The following is a 20823-nucleotide window of genomic DNA, read 5'->3' on the forward strand; positions in this document are numbered from 1 at the left end:
ATTAAATCGCAGGATCTGGGTTAGCTAAGACAGTATCTGTTTGTTTTTGACGGAATGCGTCAACTTTCGCGAGTAGTTCTGGTTGCTGACAAGCTAAAATTTGCGTTGCTAATAAACCCGCATTCGCAGCACCCGCTTCGCCGATAGCAAGTGTGCCTACTGCAACGCCTTTAGGCATTTGGCAAATTGATAATAAAGAGTCGATGCCCTTAAGTGCCTTAGATTGAACTGGAACACCTAATACAGGTAAGCTGGTAAAAGCGGCTGCCATGCCAGGTAAGTGCGCAGCACCACCAGCACCAGCAATAATCACCTTAATACCACGTTCAGCAGCGCTAGAAGCGTAATCAGCTAATAGTTGTGGAGTACGGTGTGCAGAAACAACACGTGTTTCATACTCAATACCAAAAGAATCTAGCATATTTGCCGCGTGTTCCATGGTCGGCCAGTCAGATTTTGAGCCCATAATAATACCAACTTTCATGCATACTCCTGTATAGGGGATTATTTAAATATCGTTCAATGATGCGCGCGATTATATACCCGTTACCCTACAAGATGCAAAGTTAGGTCTATCAATTAGGGAATTGAGATGAGGCTAAAAATGTAGGAATTTTGTACACCTTCATTTTAATCATAAAGGTGTCAACTGAAGCTATGATTAATAGCATATTAAGCAATCAGCGTAAGCGTTTACCGGTTAATGCATCATGGATTTGTGAAGGGTTTTCTAACCCAGTTACAGGTTGATCAATCACATGATCAAGTAGTGGGTGATTAACAAACATTTGCTTAACTTGTAACGTGGTGGTGCAGGCTTGTTCACCCGATAAATTTGCGCTGGTGGAAATGATTGGCTTGCCAAATGCGGTGCATAAGGCTTGCACCACGGGGTGCTTGGTCACTCGTACAGCAATACTATCAAAGTCGCCGCTGACCAATTTTGATAATGAGCTTTGCACCGGTACAACCCAAGTAAAAGGTCCGGGCCAAGTTGCTTTAATATTATTCAGTTGCTCTGGAGTTAATGATGAAAAGTCTGCATAATTTTGTAATTGCTCGATATTTGCGGCAATTAGAATTAACCCTTTATGGGCGGGGCGTTGTTTTAAATCGAGAATTTTTTGAATCGCTACTTCACTATCAGGATCACAACCTAAGCCAAAAACAGATTCAGTAGGGTAAGCAATAACACCCTGTGTTGTTAACGCTAATAGTGCTTCAGAAAGCGCATCTTCGTTGATAGTCATTAAGAGTCCCACTAATTATAAAGTTTAAGCTGTTTTAATATCAAACAGCCGATAATTATATAGGCTTACTTCGATAACCACATCCTTTTTTAGGACAGATTATACGTGTAGCGGTAGCCGTTTTTCGTTCAACTAATATAGGCCACTTACATTCAGGGCAGAACTCATTCACGGGTTTATCATTCACTGCATATTTACAATCAGGGTAATTGTCACAGGCATAAAACGTTTTACCAAAACGAGATTGGCGGGCCACTAAATGGCCTTTTTTACAGCTTGGGCAGGGGACTAAGTTTTCTTTTTCAATGTTTTCTGTTGTCTTATTTTGTTCGGATAATTGCGCGGTATGTTCACAGTTAGGGTAGTCACTGCAACCTATAAATAATCCAAAACGGCCTTGTTTTAACACCAATTCATGTTGGCAAAGAGGGCAACTACTTCCAGTCAATACCTTTTTGATGTCGCTCTTTTCATGTAATGGGCGTAAATAATCACAGGTAGGATAAGCACTGCAACCTAAAAATGGTCCTTGTTTACCATTTCTAATATGTAATGGTGACGCACACTTAGGACAAGCTTCTGAAATCTTTTTATGGTGCGTATCTAAATTGGCCATTTTAGTGGATCAGTCCTTCTTCGAAATCCATTAACATTGACTCTAATTGTAAGAATGCATCATCGCTGACGGGATCGTTGAATAAAACCATTAGGATCAGCCATTTTACATCTTCTAAAATAAGTTCACCGCCACTCTCTAATGACATAATGCAATCAATGACCATTTCTCGCGTATGTGTTGTTAGTATTTTAGCTTCTTCTAAATAGCTAATGTAATTACGCGACTCTAATGAAATTTGGCGTTGTTCTATTTTGTTATAGATTCGATGAGAGGTTGCTTTTTCAGCAATGGTTCTGCTTTGGGGTTCTTGGTTATGCATATTAGCAAGGTTGTCTAACCAAGCTAACGCTTTGTTAATTTCTGACTTCTGAAAGCCTTCTTGCATCAATTCATCGGTCACCTCTTGCGTATCAAGCTCCATAGTTTGATCAACTTGGATATAACTTTCAAAGAGATACATGATAATTTCGAACATAACGGACCTTATAACTTAATGTAACCTTGCGGTTGGACGTTAATTATACCATTTATCTCTAATTCTATTAACTCATTTTGTAAGCTCACCACATCCCAACCACTACGGGCTAAAATAGTCTCAAAACTGGTCAGATGGTAATCGATCATGTCGAGTAAAACATGTTGATTTTTAGGTGTTTTATTTTCTTTTTCCGAGGGTGGTGGAGAAACGTTTAATAGCGGAAATTCTTCTAATATATCTGAACTGGTTAAGACTAATTTGGCACCTTGCTGGATCAGTTTTAAACAACCGCAGGCCTGTGGATTATCTATTGAACCCGGTAGCGCAAAAATTTCTCTGTTGTGCTCTGCGGCATAACGCGCAGTGATCAAGGATCCACTTTTTACTGAAGCTTCAATCACTAAGGTGCCTAAGCTTAAGCCTGAAATTATTCGGTTACGTCTAGGGAAGTTACTTGGGTAAGCTGGAGTATCAGGCCAAAATTCAGAGATTAATAACCCTTTTTCACGAATTTTATGGGCTAATGATAAATGACGTTTCGGATAAATATTATTAAGGCCGGTACCTAATACTGCAATAGTCGCTCCGGTTTCTTTTAACGCACCTTGATGAGCGACACCATCGATGCCTATTGCTAACCCACTAGTGATGGTTAAACCTGCTTGAGTAAGTTGTTGAGCTAATAACATCGCCTTTTCTTGCCCATAGGGAGTACAACTGCGACTACCAACAACGGCAATTTGTGGCGAGTTGAGCAACGCTAAGTTTCCCTGAGTGAACAATAAAAGAGGTGGACTGCTGATCTGTTTTAATAAACTTGGATAGCGTGGGTCTGCATAGCTGATAATCGTTTGGTCTGATGCACTATCCTGCCAATCGAGACAAGCCTGTATATGTAATTGATTAGGGGATAAAAAAGCATTTATTTGTTCAGGGTTAAGGTTATGTTGACTTAGTTGCTTTGCATTAAGTTGAAATAACTGTTGAATAGAGTAATGCGATAATAATGTAAAAATTTTGCGCTTTTGTAAGCCTGGAACAGCATCAAGTGCTATCCAGCAATATAGAGGATCAAGTTCGCTATCTTGTTCAAATAGATTTTTTTGAATAACAACCTCTCTTAATTAAAGAGTCTGCCCTTTAAAATGCTAACCCTTCAACTTAATCTTTAGTACTTGATTCATTACTCATTTTTTTCTCGCAATATAATGCGTATTCCTTCACCATTTTTAAATATATCCTCTAAAGAATGAGTCATATTTTCTGATGTTAATGCAGTTGTTTGTAAGTATTTACTTCGGCCTGGTAGATATTTGCTCCAAGATTTTTTAGGATCTGGATGTATTAATAATTCGTTATCAGAATCAACAAGGTAGACCAAAAAATTATTAGATTCAGTTAAATAATTGAGCACATAAGTCATATCTAAATTGATAATGACCATGCCGGAAAAGGCACCATCAAAATAAACGGGATGAGCGATTCGGTAGGTAGGTTTAATTAATTGCTCAATCGCCCCTTGTTCTATATTCAAATCAAAGGGTGAGTGCCAAAGTTCTCCTGCAGGTGTTTTTTGAGTAGCGGTGAAATACTCACGACTACTTTTATCCTGGAGTGCTGCCTCTTTTATTATCACTGGTGCTAAATTATTATTGGATTGCTCAATTCGAATTTTTTCTTGACCTTGAGCATCTATAAAGCGCACCTGCATGTAATGCCTATTGATAGCCGCTGCAGTGAGGAACAGTTGACTCAAGCTATCTCGGTCTGAATCTTGGTTTTTAGCTATATACGCATTCATGAAAGGCGTATCAACCAATGAAGTAAGTAACCTCTCCTGTTGGCCAATAATGTGTTTTAGATACTCTCGCTTTGCTTCAATCTCGTCAGCTGCTTTGATTTGTAATGAGTTTTTCATGTCTGACGCATTAGCGCTAGAAATAATCGAACCGTTAAATAAGTTTACAACGAGCATCGTTAGCAAAAGCAACCATTTAGGGTTGCTTAACGTCCATAAGCGAAAGTGCTTAGGCATTTTAGGGCAAATTAAAAATGCAAACTTATTGAAGCTTTCTCTGGGTCTATTCTGATAGTGCATTTTATATGTTTCCCAATTAATTAGTGCCAAACATTACTTTTTACTCGTCACAGGAGTAAGCCTAAAACGTTGAGATTTTGGTTAGTGCTTAAATATTATGTAGTGTTCCGGAGTTATCGATGCCCTATTAAAATGGTAAACCTTCAATCTCAGACTTAGCTCCCATCACATCTTTGCCGCGCATAATAATAGCAATACTCACTTGATCGTAGACTTTGAACACCATTAGTTCGCCTATTCGTTCTGGGGGAAGGATTAAACTTGATTCTTTTAGTTTATCGAATGCGTCCCCATCTTCTTTATAAATGATATTAGCATCTCTAATTAATAATGCAGGTCCTGAGCGTAAGATAGAAAACATAGAGCCGATCTTAATACTGTCTATTTTACCTTTATTAATTACCACTACATCCCACTTGCCAATAGCCGTTGCATTATTTAAAGCAGCTAAAATATGCCCTTTTTTACTTTTAGGTACTGGCTGAGGAATAAAGTAAGCAGGTAAAGAGTCAAATTCAGGAATAGATAAAATTAAATCTCCTTGTCGCGCTTCTCGGGAGCTTTTAATAAAGTCATGTGGTGTGACCTGATCGGTTGTATCAACATTGGTACTTTTTGATACCTGTGAATAACCAATAAAGATTAATTTTGTACCTAAGCTATTTTCCGCTTCATCTTTATAGGTTTCACCTAAACGATAGATACCGTACAGTTTATCTTTATCGTAGTGTCCTTGAGCGTAGAAAATATCACCTTCAAAAAAACGTGGAGAGCCGAGTGCATCACCTAATAAACGCGGTGCATTGCGTAATAAATCGGGGTCAATAATATGGTCTTTTGATAAAAAAGCTGAAATCGCTTGTAAAGGGATCGTTGGAATTGCTTGCGCTTTTTCTTGTAAGCGTGGTGTCGGCGATAATTTTTTTAACTGCTTACGTGTTAATCTCGGTTCACCATCTATCCAGATCAGATTTAAAACATCACCAGGATAAATTAAATGCGGGTTGTTTATTTGTGTATTTGTTTCCCATAAACGCGGCCATAACCATGGGCTGTTTAAAAAATGAGATGAGATGCCCCATAGTGTATCGCCTTTTTGTACGATGTAGGTTTCTGGGTGATCTCCTTTGAGTTTAATCTTGTCTGCAAAAGCGGTCATTGACAGAGCGACACCGAATATCAGTGAAGCAATGAGTTTTAATTTCATAACAATCCTTGTCCTGTGATTAATAAAACTGTTTTTTGCAAAGGGAAATGACTAGAATTAACATTTTGAACATTAACTATGAGTGCGATAATACCATGCCTTTACTTGAAGTATTACATTTTCCAGATGAACGTCTAAGAACTGTAGCCCAACCTGTCGACAAGATCACCCCTGAAATTAAAAAAATTGCAGCGGATATGATAGAAACTATGTATGACGAAAATGGTGTTGGTTTAGCTGCAACACAGGTCAACATCCACCAACGCATCGTTGTTATTGATGTGTCTGAAGATCGCAACCAACCTATTGCTCTTATTAATCCTACTATTCTAGAGAGTTCTGGCGTAGAAGTATCGGAAGAAGGTTGTTTATCTGTTCCAGATACTAATGCTGATGTTGAGCGTGCAGAGTTCGTTACTTTGCAGTATCAAGATTTAGAGGGTGAAACACAAGTGGTGAAGGCTGATGGTTTATTTGCTGTTTGTATTCAACATGAATTGGATCATTTAAAAGGTAAATTATTTATTGATTATCTTTCACCATTCAAACAAAAGCGAATTAGAGCCAAGCTAGAAAAATTACAGCGTCAAAATAAAAAGTTTTCATAATTATTTTCATATTTATAAGGTTGTTTCGTGGAAAAACTTAATATCATTTTTGCAGGTACGCCTGATTTTGCTGCTAATCATTTACAAGCGTTAATTACTGCGGACTTTAATGTTGTCGCCGTTTATAGCCAGCCAGATCGTCCAGCAGGGCGAGGCAAAAAACTGACAGCAAGTGCAGTAAAAGAGGTGGCGTTAGCAAATGATATCGCCGTGTATCAACCAGAGAACTTTAAACAAGCCGAAAGTGTAGAGCAACTTGCTGCATTAAATGCAGATTTAATGATTGTGGTCGCTTATGGTCTGATTTTGCCAAATAGCGTATTAACTACACCGCGTTTAGGGTGCTTGAATGTACACGGGTCTTTGTTACCTAGATGGCGTGGTGCTGCACCTTTCCAACGTGCTATTTGGGCCGGAGACAAAGAAACCGGCGTTACCATCATGCAAATGGATGAAGGCTTAGATACTGGGGATATGCTTAAAAAAGTAAGCTGTCCGATTGATACAGATGAAACCAGTGCGTCTTTATATGCAAAAGTTGCCAAACAAGCTCCAGCGGTATTAATTGAAACAATCAAGCAATTACAAACAGGGCAAATAACGGCACAAAAACAAGATGAAAATGCGGCAACTTATGCTAAAAAACTGAGTAAAGCCGAAGCCTTAATTAACTGGAATGATCAAGCCGAGTTTATTGACCGATGCATTCGTGCCTTTAACCCCTGGCCTATTAGCTATTTTGAATGGGCGGGACAAGTCATTAAAGTACATAAAGCCTCGTTAGTAGATGCCGTTAGCACAGCGACAGCAGGCACTATTCTAGAGGTTGATAAAAAGGGTATTCAAGTTGCTACAGGACAAGGTGTGATCAACCTTGAAGTGATTCAACTGGCAGGAAAAAAAGCAATGCCAGTCCAAGATGTTTTAAATTCTCGCCGTGAACTGTTTACAGTTTCTAGCAACTTACTCGAACAAGGTTAATGATAATGAATGTACGTGCGATTGCCGCTAAAGTGTTAAATCAAGTTGTAGAAAAGGGGCAATCACTATCACAAGCATTGCCTGCTATTCAGCAAGAGCTTTCCCCTAAAGATAAAGCCTTAGTACAAATGCTTTGTTATGGCGTACTGCGTACATTGCCTCGTTTAGATTTTTTCTGTCGTTCATTAATGAAAAAACCTTTAACGGGTAAACAAAGAGATCTACATTTTTTAATCCTAGTTGGTATTTATCAACTGCTATACACACGTATTCCTAGCCATGCGGCGGTGGGTGAAACTGTTAATGGTGCAAAAGCCCTTAAAAAACCTGCGTTAAAGGGCATGATCAATGGTGTTTTACGTAGTTTTTTACGCGAGCAAGAGAGCTTAATTGCTCAGGCTGATCAACAACCTGCTTTACTGTATTGCCATCCAAGTTGGTTAGTAAAACGTTTGCAATCTGCTTATGGTGAAGAAAAAGCAGCTGAAATTATGATTGAAAACAACCAGCAAGCACCAATGTGGTTACGTGTAAATTCACGTTTTCATGATCGTGAACAATATCTTGCATTATTAACCGAGCAAGATAAACAAGCACAAATGACAGCGTTTAATGACAATGCATTGTGTTTAGAAAATGCTTGTGATGTTTACCAATTACCGGGTTTTGCAGAAGGTTGGGTATCAGTACAAGATGGCGCAGCGCAATTAGCGGCGCATTATTTGGATGCACAACCGGGTGATTTAGTTCTGGATGCTTGTTCTGCGCCTGGTGGCAAAACCGTGCATACTTTAGAGCTACAACCAGAGTTAAAGCAGATGGTTGCCGTGGATTTTGATGAAAAACGTTTAGTACGTGTTAATGAAAATCTACAAAGACTTAATCTACAAGCGACGGTTATTCATGGTGATGCAGCTAAACCAGATGATTGGTGGTCTGGAGAGCAGTTTGACCGTATTTTGTGTGATGCCCCTTGTAGTGCAACGGGAGTGATACGTCGCCATCCAGATATTCGTTGGTTACGACGTGATAGTGATATTAGTGAACTGGTCACTTTACAGAAAAATATTTTACATGCGTTATGGCAAAAACTAAAACCGGGTGGTGTGCTGTTATATGCCACGTGCTCTATTTTGCCCGATGAAAATGATGATCAAATTAAGGCCTTTTTAGCCGCAACAAGTGACGCATCGCTGATGCCATTAGCTGCGCACTATAATGGCCAAGCAGTAACTCGCCAAATATTACCAAACGAAGAAAAAATGGATGGGTTTTATTACGCTAAGTTACAAAAAGCGTTATAAGTAGCCAGCGACATTCAGTAAATCGATAAGCAGTGAGATGACATGAAAATTATTATTTTAGGTGCCGGGCAAGTGGGGGCTTCTTTAGCGGAAAACTTGGTCGGCGAAAATAACGATATCACGGTGGTGGACGAAAACCACGAAGCTTTGCAAGAGTTACAAGATCGCTTTGATTTACGCGTTGTACAAGGTAGTGCGTCAAGTCCACATACTCTCGGTGATGCTGGTGCTATCGATGCTGATATGTTGATTGCGGTAACCAATAGTGACGAAGTCAATATGGTTGCTTGCCAGATCGCATTTACACTGTTTAACGTACCTAAAAAAATTGCCCGTATTCGTTCTCAAAGTGTGGTTATGCATGAGAAAGAATTATTCAATAAAGATGCTTTTCCGATTGACCACATCATTGCTCCTGAAAAATTAGTGAGTGATTATATAACTCAGCTAATTGAATATCCGGGTGCTTTACAAGTAGCTAACTTTGCTAATGGCAAAGTTGGATTAGTGGCGATCCGTGCTTATTATGGCGGCTCTTTGGTTGGTAATGCTATTTCTGCGTTAAAAGAACATATGCCCAATATTGAAGCACGCGTAGCGGCAATATTTAGGCGTGGTAAAGCCATTCGACCGCAGGGCACAACCATAATCGAAGCCGATGATGAGGTGTTCTTTATCACTGCAAGCCCTAATATTCGTGCCATTATGGGCGAAATGCAAAAGCTTGAGCACCCCTATAAACGCATTATGATTGTCGGTGGTGGTTATATCGGTGAAAGTTTAGCGAAGCGTTTAGAAAAAGAAAATTCGGTTAAATTGATTGAAAAGAATTTTCGTCGAGCTGAATATTTATCTGAAACTTTATCCAATACTATCGTGTTCTGTGGCGATCCTTCTGACCAAGATTTACTACTAGAAGAACATATCGACCAGACTGACCTCTTTATCACTGTGACTAACGATGATGAAGCCAATATTATGTCGGCGATGTTGGCAAAGCGCTTGGGCGCGAGAAAAGCGATGGTGCTAATTCAACGTAATGCCTATGTGGATCTGATCCAAGGTAATATTCTGGATATCGCCATTTCACCACAACAGGCCACGTTATCCGCACTACTAACACATGTACGTAAAGCGGACTTAAAACACGTTTATTCGTTGCGAGAAGGCTTAGCAGAGGCGATTGAGATTGTTGCGCGAGGCGATAATATGACCTCGAAAGTAGTGGGCAAAGAGATATCACAGTTGAAATTGCCAAAAGGAACCAGTGTGGGGGCAATTGTTCGTGATGAACAAGTATTAATTGCACATGATGATACGGTGATTGAAAGTGATGACCATGTGATCCTGTTCTTGGTGAATAAGAAGTACATTAACGACATCGAAAAACTATTCCAACCAAGTCCATTCTTCTTATAAGCTGCGAATTATGACTTACCGTCCTCTGTTTTTTATTACAGGTTTAGTACTGTCTAAAATGGCAGTATTTATGTATTTTCCCATGTTATTAGCTTTTTATAATAACACCTTGGGCGGCGTCGAATTTTTAATTTCTATTATTATTACGCACATTGCTTCTGCTATTTTCTTATACCTAGGTGGCGAAAAACAACATTCGCATTTGGGTGTAAGAGAGATGTTTTTATTAACCACTGGTGTGTGGGTGCTTTCTAGTTTATTTGCGGCCTTGCCCTTTGTTTTTATTGAACATATTAGTTATAGCGATGCCTTCTTTGAAACTATGTCTGGTATTACTACGACCGGCAGTACGGTATTGCATGGCTTAGATACTATGCACCCTAGTATTTTGCTTTGGCGATCTATTTTGCAATGGTTAGGTGGTGTTGGTTTCATAGTGATGGGCGTAGCGATTTTGCCATTTTTAAATGTTGGTGGCATGCGCTTGTTCCAAACCGAGTCTTCTGACTGGTCCGATAAATCCACGGCCAAAACACGTCGTGTTGCCTTAGATATATTATTTGTTTATGTGTTCTTATCTATCTGTTGTTTTATTGGTTATCGAATTGCAGGTATGGATAATTTTGATGCCGTCAATCATGCCATGACAACTATTTCCACAGGAGGATATTCCACCTCCGATAGTTCGATGGGACACTTTTCACATATTGCGCATTGGAATGCAATTATCTTTATGTTTTTAGGTGGGTTACCTTTTTTATTGTTGATTCGAGGTATGAAGCAAAAGTCATTACAACCGTTATGGAAAGATGCCCAGATTCAAGGTTTTGCATGGTTAGTGATTGCTTGTTCATTAAGTCTAAGTGCTTATTTAGTCATTAGTGGTCAGTTCTTATGGGCTGATGCTATTAGGTTGAGTGTATTTAATGTGGTTTCAGTGATCACTACCACTGGCTTTGGCTTAGATGATTTTCTAACGTGGGGGGATTTCAGTTTAATTATTTTTGCTGTTTTGTTGTTTACCGGTGCTTGTTCTGGATCTACTTCTGGTGGCATGAAAATATTCCGTTTTCAAATTGCCTTCAGCCTATTAAAACGTCATCTAATGTTATTAATGCACCCACATGCGCTATTCACGCAAAAATACAATAATCGTAAAGTGAGTGATGAAATTTTACGTTCATTAGTGGCCTTTGTAATTGCCTATATGGCGACCATTGCAGTCTCTACATTATTGCTTACTTTATTTGGATCACAGGCCATGCTGGCATTAACAGCATCAATTACTGCGGTATCAAATGTTGGACCAGGGTTAGTTGAGTCGATAGGGCCCTCTGGTAATTTTGCTGAACTGCCGAATGTTTCTAAGTGGATATTATCTATTTGTATGTTAATGGGGCGTTTAGAGATATTAACTGTAGCGGTTATGTTTACAGGACACTTTTGGCGTCGTTAACCATGTTGTGGTGAGTGTGAGCAATTTCCTCTGCGATAGTCTTGATTAATTGGAACGCATGCTCCAGCGGTAAAACGTATTAAGAGAAGATACTCATGATTAATCAAAAGCATTTAAACACCTTTATGAAGTTGGTTGAGACAAAGCACTTTACGCATACCGCAGAGCAGTTGTTTATGACTCAACCCGGTGTTACTCAACATATTAAAAAGCTTGAAAAACACTTTGATACCTTGTTGTTAGCACGTTATGGCAAACAGTTTGAATTAACATTAGCCGGTGAAAAGCTCTATCAAATGGGCTTAAGTATGCGAGATCTCGAAGCGAAATTAAGTGAAAGTATTAATCATGATGATGCAACGCAAGGCGTCTGTTCAATCACTTGTTCAGGTGCCCTCGCAAACTTCCTCTATCCCTATTTTGTAAAACAACAAAGTGCACACCCGCAATTAAGCGTATTTGTAGAAGCGGCGCCAAATCAAAACATCATTACTGACTTACTCAATAATAAAATAGACCTTGGTATTGTGACTCGACAAACAGTACATGAACAACTCAAGCAAACATTAGTGGGTTACGAGGAGCTACAACTAGTATTGCCGGCGAAAATTGATATAAGCGAAGATGTTGGGTTTGCAGTACTCAATAAATTGGGATTTATTAATCACCCGGATGGTTTACACTTTCTTGATGAGGTTTTTTCAAGTAACTTTGCAGCGGATTATAAAGGCCCTAGTAGCCTTCATATCAAAGGTTATGTGAATCAAATACAGCAAATACTATTACCCGTTGCAGAGGGGGTTGGTTTCACTATTTTGCAAAAGCGTGCTGTACAGCAATTTAGCCAACAGCAACAATTAAAAATAGTACCATTAGCTAATGCAACGCACGAACCTCTGTATTTAACGCAAAAGCGTTATCGTCAATTACCTGCTCGTTATCAATGGTTTGAAACTAAAATAATGCAACTGTTAAAGTAAGAACTATTCTTCACTTAATTGTTCTGGCTCGCTATTGTGTTGCGTTAATTGCTCTGCAATCGGCCTTTTAATCGGCACTCCTAAGCCCTTTAATTGCTCTGCTTGTTGAATCACATTACCACGACCGACGCTCAACTGCTTGAGGGCGCTATGGTAAGTTTTTTGCGCTTTATCTAGCTGTGAACCAACCTCTAAAAAGTTGTCACTGAATAAGCGTAGTTTGTCGTATAACTTGCTCGCCTGTTGCGCAATTAACTGCCCATTTTTTTCTTGTCGTTCAAAGCGCCATAGGTTTTCGATAGTGCGGAGTGCAATCATTAAGTTACTCGGGCTAGCTAATAAAATATTATTATCGAGCGCCAGTTGAACTAAGCTTGGATCGTGCTCTAAAGCTGTAATAAAGGCGGGTTCAACGGCCACAAATAATAATACATAGTCGAGTGTGTTGGCACCAATTAAATCCTGATAATCTTTTTTCCCTAAGCCCTTAATATGTTGACGAATAGATAAACAATGTGCATCAAGCGCTTGTTTTTGCTCCCCAATATTTTCACTATTAAAGTAACGTTCATAGGCAACTAAAGACACTTTTGAATCAATAATTATATTACGCTGTTGCGGTAAATTAACCACTACATCGGGAAGAAAGCGTTGCCCTCGTGTATCCTTTAAATTGACCTGAGTTTGGTACTCATGCCCTTCACGTAAACCTGAGTTTTCTAGTATGCGCTGTAAAACAACCTCTCCCCAGTTTCCTTGTTGCTTATTGTCGCCTTTTAAAGCATTCGTCAGGTTCTGAGTTTCTTGGTGCATCAGGCTATTTAAGTTAGCCAGTTGGTCGATTTCTCGTTTTAAGTTAAAACGTTCTTTGCTTTCATTGATATAACAATCGCTTACTTGCTTTTTAAAACCTTCGAGTTGAGTACTTAAAGGGTCTAATAGTTGTTTGATGGATTGTTTGTTTAATTGTTGGAACTGTGTTGATTTGTCGTTAAAAATACGCTGTGACAACACTTCAAACTGTTGGCTTAATTTTGCCTCCGTTGCTTGTTGATCTTGTAATCGTTGTTCTCCTGCCTGCAAGCGAACGTCGGATTCTCTAACGCGCGTGGTTAATTTACTGACCTGTGCTTGCAAGCTTTCATTATGTAACGATAAAGCCGCTATTTTACTGTCTAGCAATTGATTTTGTTGTGTTTGGTGTTGCAGATTTTGTTCACTTAGCTTCAGGGCTAAATACTGCTCAGTAAGATCTGTTTTGTGGTGAGATAAACGGTTAAGGGCGATTAATAAGCTGATAAAAAGTAAAGCACTTATAATACTCATTAATAATAGGCTGTTATTTGCCAATAAATCTGCTGGCATTTAATATTCCATTTTCTTTAATGTATTGATCACATGTGGGTTAAGTCTATTCCAACACAGTAGAAATAGCAGATAAATCCCGAGAATAGCCCACTTATGCAAATTTTTACCCTGGTCTAAATCAGAAAAAGAAAACGCAATATAATAGGTGTCCACCACTTCTACATAGACAGCCATAATGACAGGTAAGATCAAAACCGTTAGTAGTTTCCAAGCTAAGGATAATGCTTGAGTAAGCGGGTGATTCAACATGTTTTTTCCAATCGACAACGTAAGAACTGTAACTTTAACCAGTAATTATAAAGAAGTGAATAGGCAAGCGTAAAAAATAAGCATGACGCACGTTATCTACGAGAGGTTGATGATAAATAAAAGCTGCATTATTTTGCACCTTTTTGCTTTTAGTTTGACTAAATGATGTTAAACATAAGTTTTATGCGCGTTTGTGCGTTTTTTTAAGTGATTTATGTTTAAAAATGCACTAGAGTGCGTGTTTATATAATTTGAAACTAATTAAAAGGGGTAGTTTATGTGCGGTATCGTTGGTGCAGTTGCGCAAAGAGAAGTGTCTGAAATTTTAATCGAAGGTTTAAAAAAATTAGAATATCGTGGTTATGACTCAGCAGGTGTTGCCATTGTTGATAGCGAAGGTAAATTAACTCGCGTACGTCGTTTAGGTAAAGTAAAAGAATTAGCTGATGCTGTTGATGCAATGCATACAATGGGCGGAACAGGTATTGCTCATACACGTTGGGCAACACACGGCGAACCTTCAGAAGTTAATGCTCACCCACATGTTTCTGGTGCTATCTCTATCGTACATAACGGTATTATCGAAAACCACGAATCACTACGTCGCTTGCTACAAGAGCGTGGTTATGTTTTTGAATCTCAAACTGATACTGAAGTAATTGCTCATTTAGTAGAATGGGAGCTAAAAACAGCAGCTTCATTACGTGAAGCAGTACAAAAAGCAGTGCCTCAATTAGAAGGTGCTTACGGCATGGTTGCATTAGATAGCCGTGACCCATCTCGTTTAGTCGTTGCACGTTCAGGTAGCCCAATAGTTATAGGTCATGGTATTGGTGAAAACTTCCTTGCATCAGACCAACTAGCGCTATTAAACGTAACACGTCGTTTTACTTACCTTGAAGAAGGTGATGTAGCGGAAATAACTCGTCGTGAAGTTAATATTTTTGATGCAAGTGGTGAAGCGATTGAACGTGAAGTGATTGAATCTACCGTTGAGCATGATGCAGGTAGTAAAGGTAAATACCGTCACTTTATGCAAAAAGAAATTTTTGAACAGCCTACTGCATTAATCAGTGCATTAGAAGGCCGTATAAACGAAGACAGCATCATTGTTGAAAGCATTGGTAATGGCGCAAAAGAGATTTTATCTAAAGTTGAACATGTTCAAATCATCGCTTGTGGGACTTCATACAACTCAGGTATGGCGGCTCGTTATTGGTTTGAATCACTTGCTGGCGTAAGTTGTGATGTTGAAATCGCTTCTGAATTCCGTTACCGCGATTTTGTTGTTCGCCCAAATAGTTTATTGCTTACACTTTCTCAATCAGGCGAAACAGCGGACACGTTAGCTGCATTGCGTTTAGCGAAAGAGAAAGGTTACATGTCTGCGATGTCTATCTGTAACGTATCTGGTTCTTCACTAGTACGTGAATCTGACCTTGCGTTTATGACTCGCGCTGGGACTGAAATTGGTGTGGCATCGACTAAAGCATTTACTACACAACTTGCTGCAATGCTGATCTTGGTGACTGCTATTGGTAAAGAGCAAGGTACTATTAGTCCGCAAAAAGAAGCTGAAATTGTACATGCGCTGCATTCATTACCAACTGAAATTGAAAAAGCGTTAGCGTTTGATAAAGAAATTGCTGCATTAGCACCAGACTTTGCCGATAAACACCACACATTATTCTTAGGTCGTGGTGAGTACTACCCAATCGCGATGGAAGCGGCGTTAAAACTAAAAGAGATCTCTTACATTCATGCAGAAGCTTACGCAGCAGGTGAATTAAAACATGGTCCATTAGCGTTAGTGGATGCAGATATGCCTGTAGTAGTGGTTGCACCAAATAATGACTTATTAGAGAAATTGAAGTCAAATGTTGAAGAAGTGCGTGCACGTGGCGGTTTATTGTATGTATTTGCTGATGAAAACTCAGGCTTTGAAGCATGTGATGGAATGAAAATTATCTCATTACCTCATGTAAATCCAATCATCGCACCTATATTCCATACGGTACCGATGCAATTATTGTCATACCATGTGGCATTGATTAAAGGGACTGATGTAGACCAACCACGTAACCTAGCCAAAGCTGTTACAGTGGAATAAATAATCAAGTAAGTTTTTATTTATGTGTCGTCAGACAATAAAGTTTGCAACTAAACAATAAAGATTGCAACTAAACAATAAAGTTGAAAACTTTTTTAATCCGGTTAAACTGAATAAAAGTTAACCGGATTTTTTTATGGCAAGATCAAAGTACGTTCTAACTGAAAATAAAATTATTAAACGGATTAAAGATGGCCGAGGTGCTGGAGCACTTTCTGGTTACAAGCCGTGGTTATATGTTAATGAAGTTCCATCAGACGGGCGATCTCAAAGAGTCTATTCTCACCTCACATGCCGGATTCACCATGTATTATCTGACCTTGAATTCGCAGTATTTCTTCTTCTCGATCACAACTCTACCGTAACTGATATTCGCGAGCAGTTCCCACTAAATAGGGATGACACTGTTAATATATCTAAAGAATGTCAGATTCTTCACCCTTCGCAAGGCGGTGTTAACCTTGTAATGTCTTCGGATTTTTTAGTCAATTCAAGTTCCATAAATCAACCCAAATTTGCCATTCAAGTAAAGTACTCTGAGGCGTTAAAAGATCCAAGAACTGTTGAAAAGCTTGAAATTGAGCGGCGATATTGGCAGCTTAAAAAAATCCCTTGGTTCCTCGTGACAGAAAAAGAGATAGATAAAGTTGTTGTATCTAATATCGAGTGGTTATACGGCGTTAAGGGATATTTTGATGAGATAATCACTGACGAGTTGAAATTATTATTTGAAAATATGAAGGCTTATTTTGATCTCTATCCGAATAGGAAAGTGATTGATATATGTAAGGAATATGACAAAGCATATGAGCAAGAGTTAGGTAAGTCACTATATGATATTCGCTTAATGTGCGCTGCAAGACTTATTACTTTTGATATTCGTTATTCTTTTCATAACCTGAAAGCAAAAAATATTATGTTTAGAAGCGTTTCTTTACATGAGGGGCGTATTAATGTGGCAAGTTAACGAAACTCTCATATTTGATGATAAGTCTTATAGGATACTTTTTACTGAAAATAATTATTTTTATTGGATTGCTATGGATGAGCAAAAAGGCTTTCCAGAAAGAGTTTATTTTGATGAATGTAATAATTGGGTTGATGAAGGGCGTATAGAGAGAATTCCAGACCCATATGCCTATTTACAGGCTGAATTCTGGGATACAGAGGCTAATCATTACCAAGAAAGCTTTAAAAACTATGAATTGATCAAGCCTATTGTCGAAGGTGAAGATGTTTTTAATAAGAAAACTCGTGCGACAAGAATTAATAATGCGATTACTACGTCTGGTAAAAATAAATCAGTAATTTATCGTTTGGTTCGGCGCTATTGGCAACGAGGCCAAATAAAAAATGCATTTTTGCCTGATTACAAAAACTCAGGTGGGGCCGGAAAGAGAAGGAATTTCACAACTAACAAAGCTGGTAGACCGAGAGTTTACGGTATCGGTAGCGGTGAACCTGTAAATGAAAGTATTAGAAAGCAATTTCGAATTATTTGCGATAAGTATTTAATGAACGATAAAGGCTATTCAATTCGGCATGCATATAGCAAGTTTGGAACAGCCTACAAATTAAAATATCCTGAAGTGGAGGAATATGAGATTCCAACATTTCGTCAATTTCAGTACTTTTATAAAACAGAGTATACCAAGACTACCCAACTTACCTTACAGACGCCTAAAGGCGTATATAACAAGGATGTGCGGCCACTTCATGGGACTGCAACTGAACAAGCTTTAGGGCCTGGAAGTCGATATGAAATTGATGCCACTATCGCAGATATATATTTAGTAGATGATAACGATTCGGACAGAGTTATCGGTAGACCAACCATATACATGGTCATTGATGTTTTTAGTCGTATGGTTGCGGGATTTTATATTGGTTTCGATAACCCTTCTTTTCCTGTTGCGATGAAAGCATTGATATCGAGTTTCATTAGTAAAGTCGATGATTGTAAACGATACGGCATTGATATTTCCGATGACCAATGGCCTTGTGTGGGGATCCCTGATGTTTTACTCGCTGACCGTGGTGAATTAATGAGTCATCAAGCTAATTACTTAGTCGATGCTATTGGAGTTCGATTAGAAAGCGCTCCTCCACGTAGAGGAGATGCGAAAGGTATTGTTGAGCGTTCATTTGGCACTTTTCAGGCTAAATTTAAACCTTATATGCCCGGTGTAGTATCGGGAAACAAGGTTAAAAAACACGGTGAAAAAGACTATAGAGTTGAGGCTGCTGTAGCAAAATCTGATTTTTTTGAGATTATGCTTTACTCAATTCTTGCGCATAACATGAATAAACCTTTAGAAAAATATGATCGTGCTCCTGATATGCCAGAAAGCCTCCCATCTATTCCTATTGAACTTTGGAAATGGGGGCTTCAGCATCGTACAGGGCGTTTACGAACTATAGATACTGACATCGCAAAAATCTTACTATTACCTCGTGAAAGGGTCAGTGTATCTGAATTAGGGGTAAAACTTTGGGGGGTCATTTATACAGGAAAAGAAATTATTCAAGCTGGTTGGATGCACCGCTCTTCAGAAATAACTAGACCTAAAAAACTGTACGCAGCGTATGAGCTGGGTGCGGTTAATCATATCTATCTATTCCCTGAATCAGGAAAAAATACTTTCTGGATTTGCGATATATCTACTAGAAGTCGCGAATTCCGTGATATGACTTGGTATCAAGTTTGGGAACGACAAGACGCTCAAAAACAAACTTTAGCAGAAGCAAAATACAAGTATTCACCGGTCGAAAGAGATTTTGATGATCTTCTTGAAAAGAAAATTAAAAAGGCTAGAAATAATCGTAAAACAAGCACATTAAGTAATGCGCAAAAAATAAAAGAAATTAAAGGGAACAAGCAACAATTACGTGAGCAAGAGAGAAAGGAATTAGCTATAAAACCGAATAGACCTAAACAAGAGAAATTGGCACAGGTTGTACCGTTAAAAGGAGAGGAAGAAAACTATCAACTTCCTGACTTTATACCTGAGTTTTTTGATGATGAGGATGATAGCTGATGCAGAAAAGTCAAAGCCACCGTGTTATTGCAGCTTATCAAACGGCAAAGCTGTCAGTTTATCAGGGTAACCCGTTGATAGAGGCACTTCCTCCTCTAAATAGTTTTATAGATGACTTAAGCGCGCTGAAGGATTCGTTACGCTGCTCCCCTGAAGATATTCATTCAGATGGAGTAGAAAGAGCACACAATATTTGTCGTATTATTGATGATTTTTTTCAACCGCTAAGTCAGCACATACAGTTGCATGAGCGGATTTCATTAATGATAAGGGGTGGTTACGTAGGAAGAAACCCTGAGACAGGTGATTGGGCCAGACATATACAAAATGGTTATGAGCGTGTGATTTCTGGTGATTTAAAAGCGATAAAATTCACAGAGGTGAGTTCAACTGCACAAAGTATGACGCTGATAGGGTGTAGTGGTAATGGAAAAACAACTGCGATGAAGCAGCTTTTATCGCTATACCCACAGGTTATTTATCACCCAGACAGAAATCTTGAGCAAGTAGTTTATCTAAAAATCGATTGCTCTCATGATGGTTCTCTTAAAGAACTCTGTTTGAACTTTTTTCGTGCGATGGATCGAGCACTAGGAACATCAAACTACGAAAAACAATACTCAATGAGTAAACGGCCTAGTATTGAAACACTTCTGGCTGCAATGGCACAAGTTGCAAATGCACATGCTTTAGGTGTGCTTATTATCGATGAAATACAACACCTTAGTCGTTCACGATCGGGTGGTTCTGAAAAAATGCTCAATTTCTTTGTGACGTTAGTTAATACAATCGGACTTCCTGTTATTTTGGTCGGAACCCCACGAGCAAGAGAGATATTTGAAGCAGATATGCGATCTGCAAGACGAGGTTCTGGGCTTGGGGCGATCTTTTGGGACCCGATGGAAGAAGGCAGGGAATGGAGGGCATTAACCGATAAGTTATGGTCTCTTCAATGGCTTCAGAAGCGTGATGAAGTTCTATCGGATGATATTCGAGCTTTATGGTATGACCTTAGTCAAGGTGTGCTTGATATTGTGGTAAAGCTATTCATGTTGAGTCAGTTGAGAGCAATTGCGACAAAAGTAGAAAGAATTACGCCAAAATTAATGCAACAGGTTTACGAGGATGAATTAAGACCCGTTCATCCAATGCTAGCAGCTTTGCGTTCCGGTGATATCGAAGAAATAATTAAATTTTCAGACCTGAAATTAAGTGATACCGACAAACGAGTATTGCAATTACGACAAGATGTAGCTGCATCTGCTCAACAGACTCCGGAAGAATTTGCTTATCAACAACTTAGAACTGAAGAAGAGCGGCGTGTTTACATGGCTTTAAAGGATGACTTTGACTCAACACTTTTAGCGCCTGTAATTCGACAACTATTTGATCAGAATCCAGGTTTAACTTGGATCAGTTTATTGCCCTTGGTGCATGAAAATTTAACTAATCCAGAGCAACTTACACCTAAAGAAATTAAACCTCGTAAAACAGGTAATAAACCAGTATCAATTAAACAGACTCAGTGGAATACACTTGATAGTGATGATTTGAGGTTTATTTACTCTCAATCCGATTCTGATTCTACAATGTACTCGACATTGTCAAAGTCAGGTTTAGTTTTAGATATCCAATCCTTGTTAGAAAAGGCTGGTTAA

Annotated in this window: 19 protein-coding genes; 10 read left to right on the forward strand and 9 right to left on the reverse strand. The window is 38.9% G+C overall.

The window, feature by feature from the left end; translation table 11 throughout:
* Position 1: 1 nt before the first annotated feature.
* From purE to MT390_RS13080, 7 genes are all read right to left on the reverse strand, one after another.
* The gene (gene purE / locus MT390_RS13050) at positions 2-484 is read right to left on the reverse strand and encodes a 5-(carboxyamino)imidazole ribonucleotide mutase (protein WP_166372594.1); all 483 of its coding nucleotides are present in this window, start codon (positions 482-484) and stop codon (positions 2-4) included.
* Positions 485-680: 196 nt separating this feature from the next.
* Entirely contained in the window at positions 681-1250 is a 570-nt protein-coding gene (gene tsaC / locus MT390_RS13055) for an L-threonylcarbamoyladenylate synthase type 1 TsaC (protein WP_499441550.1), read from the reverse strand.
* Between the two features lie 55 nt (positions 1251-1305).
* Positions 1306-1866 (reverse strand): DNA topoisomerase family protein, encoded by a 561-nt coding sequence (locus tag MT390_RS13060; RefSeq protein WP_166372596.1) that lies wholly within the window; start codon positions 1864-1866, stop codon positions 1306-1308.
* Between the two features lies 1 nt (position 1867).
* The gene (locus MT390_RS13065) at positions 1868-2344 is read right to left on the reverse strand and encodes a Smg family protein (protein WP_166372597.1); all 477 of its coding nucleotides are present in this window, start codon (positions 2342-2344) and stop codon (positions 1868-1870) included.
* An 8-nt stretch (positions 2345-2352) separates the two neighbouring features.
* On the reverse strand, positions 2353-3456 hold the full coding sequence (gene dprA / locus MT390_RS13070; RefSeq protein WP_499441631.1) for a DNA-processing protein DprA: 1104 nt from the start codon (positions 3454-3456) through the stop codon (positions 2353-2355).
* Between the two features lie 74 nt (positions 3457-3530).
* Complete coding sequence (locus MT390_RS13075; protein WP_499441553.1) at positions 3531-4265, reverse strand: cache domain-containing protein; 735 nt, start codon at positions 4263-4265, stop codon at positions 3531-3533.
* Positions 4266-4572: 307 nt separating this feature from the next.
* The gene (locus tag MT390_RS13080) at positions 4573-5652 is read right to left on the reverse strand and encodes a LysM peptidoglycan-binding domain-containing protein (RefSeq protein WP_166372599.1); all 1080 of its coding nucleotides are present in this window, start codon (positions 5650-5652) and stop codon (positions 4573-4575) included.
* A 95-nt stretch (positions 5653-5747) separates the two neighbouring features.
* On the opposite strand from MT390_RS13080, the gene def reads away from it, so the two are divergent.
* From def to MT390_RS13110, 6 genes are all read left to right on the forward strand, one after another.
* A complete protein-coding gene (gene def / locus MT390_RS13085; RefSeq protein ID WP_166372641.1) occupies positions 5748-6260 on the forward strand; it encodes a peptide deformylase in 513 nt (170 codons plus the stop codon).
* A 27-nt stretch (positions 6261-6287) separates the two neighbouring features.
* A complete protein-coding gene (gene fmt / locus MT390_RS13090) occupies positions 6288-7241 on the forward strand; it encodes a methionyl-tRNA formyltransferase (RefSeq protein WP_499441555.1) in 954 nt (317 codons plus the stop codon).
* A 5-nt stretch (positions 7242-7246) separates the two neighbouring features.
* Positions 7247-8545: a 16S rRNA (cytosine(967)-C(5))-methyltransferase RsmB gene (rsmB, locus tag MT390_RS13095; protein ID WP_499441557.1), complete on the forward strand. Its 1299-nt coding sequence runs from the start codon at positions 7247-7249 to the stop codon at positions 8543-8545.
* A gap of 42 nt (positions 8546-8587) precedes the next feature.
* Positions 8588-9964, forward strand: a complete 1377-nt coding sequence (gene trkA, locus MT390_RS13100) for a Trk system potassium transporter TrkA (RefSeq protein ID WP_028869375.1) — start codon at positions 8588-8590, stop codon at positions 9962-9964.
* Positions 9965-9971: 7 nt separating this feature from the next.
* Positions 9972-11420, forward strand: coding sequence for a TrkH family potassium uptake protein (locus MT390_RS13105; RefSeq protein ID WP_499441633.1), 1449 nt, complete (start codon positions 9972-9974; stop codon positions 11418-11420).
* A gap of 95 nt (positions 11421-11515) precedes the next feature.
* Complete coding sequence (locus MT390_RS13110) at positions 11516-12400, forward strand: LysR family transcriptional regulator (RefSeq protein ID WP_499441559.1); 885 nt, start codon at positions 11516-11518, stop codon at positions 12398-12400.
* Between the two features lie 3 nt (positions 12401-12403).
* Here the strand turns inward: MT390_RS13110 and rmuC are convergent, their stop codons facing one another.
* Complete coding sequence (rmuC, locus tag MT390_RS13115; protein ID WP_499441560.1) at positions 12404-13765, reverse strand: DNA recombination protein RmuC; 1362 nt, start codon at positions 13763-13765, stop codon at positions 12404-12406.
* Complete coding sequence (locus tag MT390_RS13120) at positions 13766-14017, reverse strand: hypothetical protein (RefSeq protein WP_028869371.1); 252 nt, start codon at positions 14015-14017, stop codon at positions 13766-13768. It abuts the gene before it with no gap.
* A 277-nt stretch (positions 14018-14294) separates the two neighbouring features.
* On the opposite strand from MT390_RS13120, the gene glmS reads away from it, so the two are divergent.
* The 4 genes from glmS to MT390_RS13140 all read left to right on the forward strand — a co-directional run bounded on the left by glmS (position 14295) and on the right by MT390_RS13140 (position 20823).
* Positions 14295-16127 carry a glutamine--fructose-6-phosphate transaminase (isomerizing) gene (gene glmS, locus MT390_RS13125; RefSeq protein WP_166372605.1) on the forward strand — a complete coding sequence of 611 codons (1833 nt, stop codon included), beginning with the start codon at positions 14295-14297 and terminating at the stop codon, positions 16125-16127.
* Between the two features lie 136 nt (positions 16128-16263).
* Positions 16264-17094 (forward strand): TnsA endonuclease N-terminal domain-containing protein, encoded by an 831-nt coding sequence (locus MT390_RS13130; RefSeq protein WP_499441562.1) that lies wholly within the window; start codon positions 16264-16266, stop codon positions 17092-17094.
* Positions 17081-19165 carry a TnsB C-terminal domain-containing protein gene (locus MT390_RS13135; RefSeq protein WP_499441564.1) on the forward strand — a complete coding sequence of 695 codons (2085 nt, stop codon included), beginning with the start codon at positions 17081-17083 and terminating at the stop codon, positions 19163-19165. The genes MT390_RS13130 and MT390_RS13135 overlap by 14 nt, the downstream gene beginning before the upstream one ends.
* Positions 19165-20823, forward strand: coding sequence for an AAA family ATPase (locus tag MT390_RS13140; RefSeq protein ID WP_499441566.1), 1659 nt, complete (start codon positions 19165-19167; stop codon positions 20821-20823). Before MT390_RS13135 ends, MT390_RS13140 begins: the two co-directional genes overlap by 1 nt.

It is taken from the genome of Vibrio sp. 2-Bac 85, assembly GCF_037546705.1.
Taxonomy (GTDB): domain Bacteria; phylum Pseudomonadota; class Gammaproteobacteria; order Enterobacterales; family Psychromonadaceae; genus Psychromonas.

Coding starts and splice junctions, on each gene's coding strand:
- rsmB (WP_499441557.1), top strand. CDS start 7,247: ATGAATGTACGTGCGATTGCCGCTAAAGTGTTAAATCAAGTTGTAGAA.
- MT390_RS13135 (WP_499441564.1), top strand. CDS start 17,081: ATGTGGCAAGTTAACGAAACTCTCATATTTGATGATAAGTCTTATAGG.
- MT390_RS13065 (WP_166372597.1), bottom strand. CDS start 2,344: ATGTTCGAAATTATCATGTATCTCTTTGAAAGTTATATCCAAGTTGAT.
- MT390_RS13075 (WP_499441553.1), bottom strand. CDS start 4,265: ATGAAAAACTCATTACAAATCAAAGCAGCTGACGAGATTGAAGCAAAG.
- MT390_RS13130 (WP_499441562.1), top strand. CDS start 16,264: ATGGCAAGATCAAAGTACGTTCTAACTGAAAATAAAATTATTAAACGG.
- rmuC (WP_499441560.1), bottom strand. CDS start 13,765: ATGCCAGCAGATTTATTGGCAAATAACAGCCTATTATTAATGAGTATT.
- glmS (WP_166372605.1), top strand. CDS start 14,295: ATGTGCGGTATCGTTGGTGCAGTTGCGCAAAGAGAAGTGTCTGAAATT.
- def (WP_166372641.1), top strand. CDS start 5,748: ATGCCTTTACTTGAAGTATTACATTTTCCAGATGAACGTCTAAGAACT.
- MT390_RS13110 (WP_499441559.1), top strand. CDS start 11,516: ATGATTAATCAAAAGCATTTAAACACCTTTATGAAGTTGGTTGAGACA.
- purE (WP_166372594.1), bottom strand. CDS start 484: ATGAAAGTTGGTATTATTATGGGCTCAAAATCTGACTGGCCGACCATG.
- MT390_RS13060 (WP_166372596.1), bottom strand. CDS start 1,866: ATGGCCAATTTAGATACGCACCATAAAAAGATTTCAGAAGCTTGTCCT.
- tsaC (WP_499441550.1), bottom strand. CDS start 1,250: ATGACTATCAACGAAGATGCGCTTTCTGAAGCACTATTAGCGTTAACA.
- MT390_RS13140 (WP_499441566.1), top strand. CDS start 19,165: ATGCAGAAAAGTCAAAGCCACCGTGTTATTGCAGCTTATCAAACGGCA.
- MT390_RS13080 (WP_166372599.1), bottom strand. CDS start 5,652: ATGAAATTAAAACTCATTGCTTCACTGATATTCGGTGTCGCTCTGTCA.
- trkA (WP_028869375.1), top strand. CDS start 8,588: ATGAAAATTATTATTTTAGGTGCCGGGCAAGTGGGGGCTTCTTTAGCG.
- MT390_RS13120 (WP_028869371.1), bottom strand. CDS start 14,017: ATGTTGAATCACCCGCTTACTCAAGCATTATCCTTAGCTTGGAAACTA.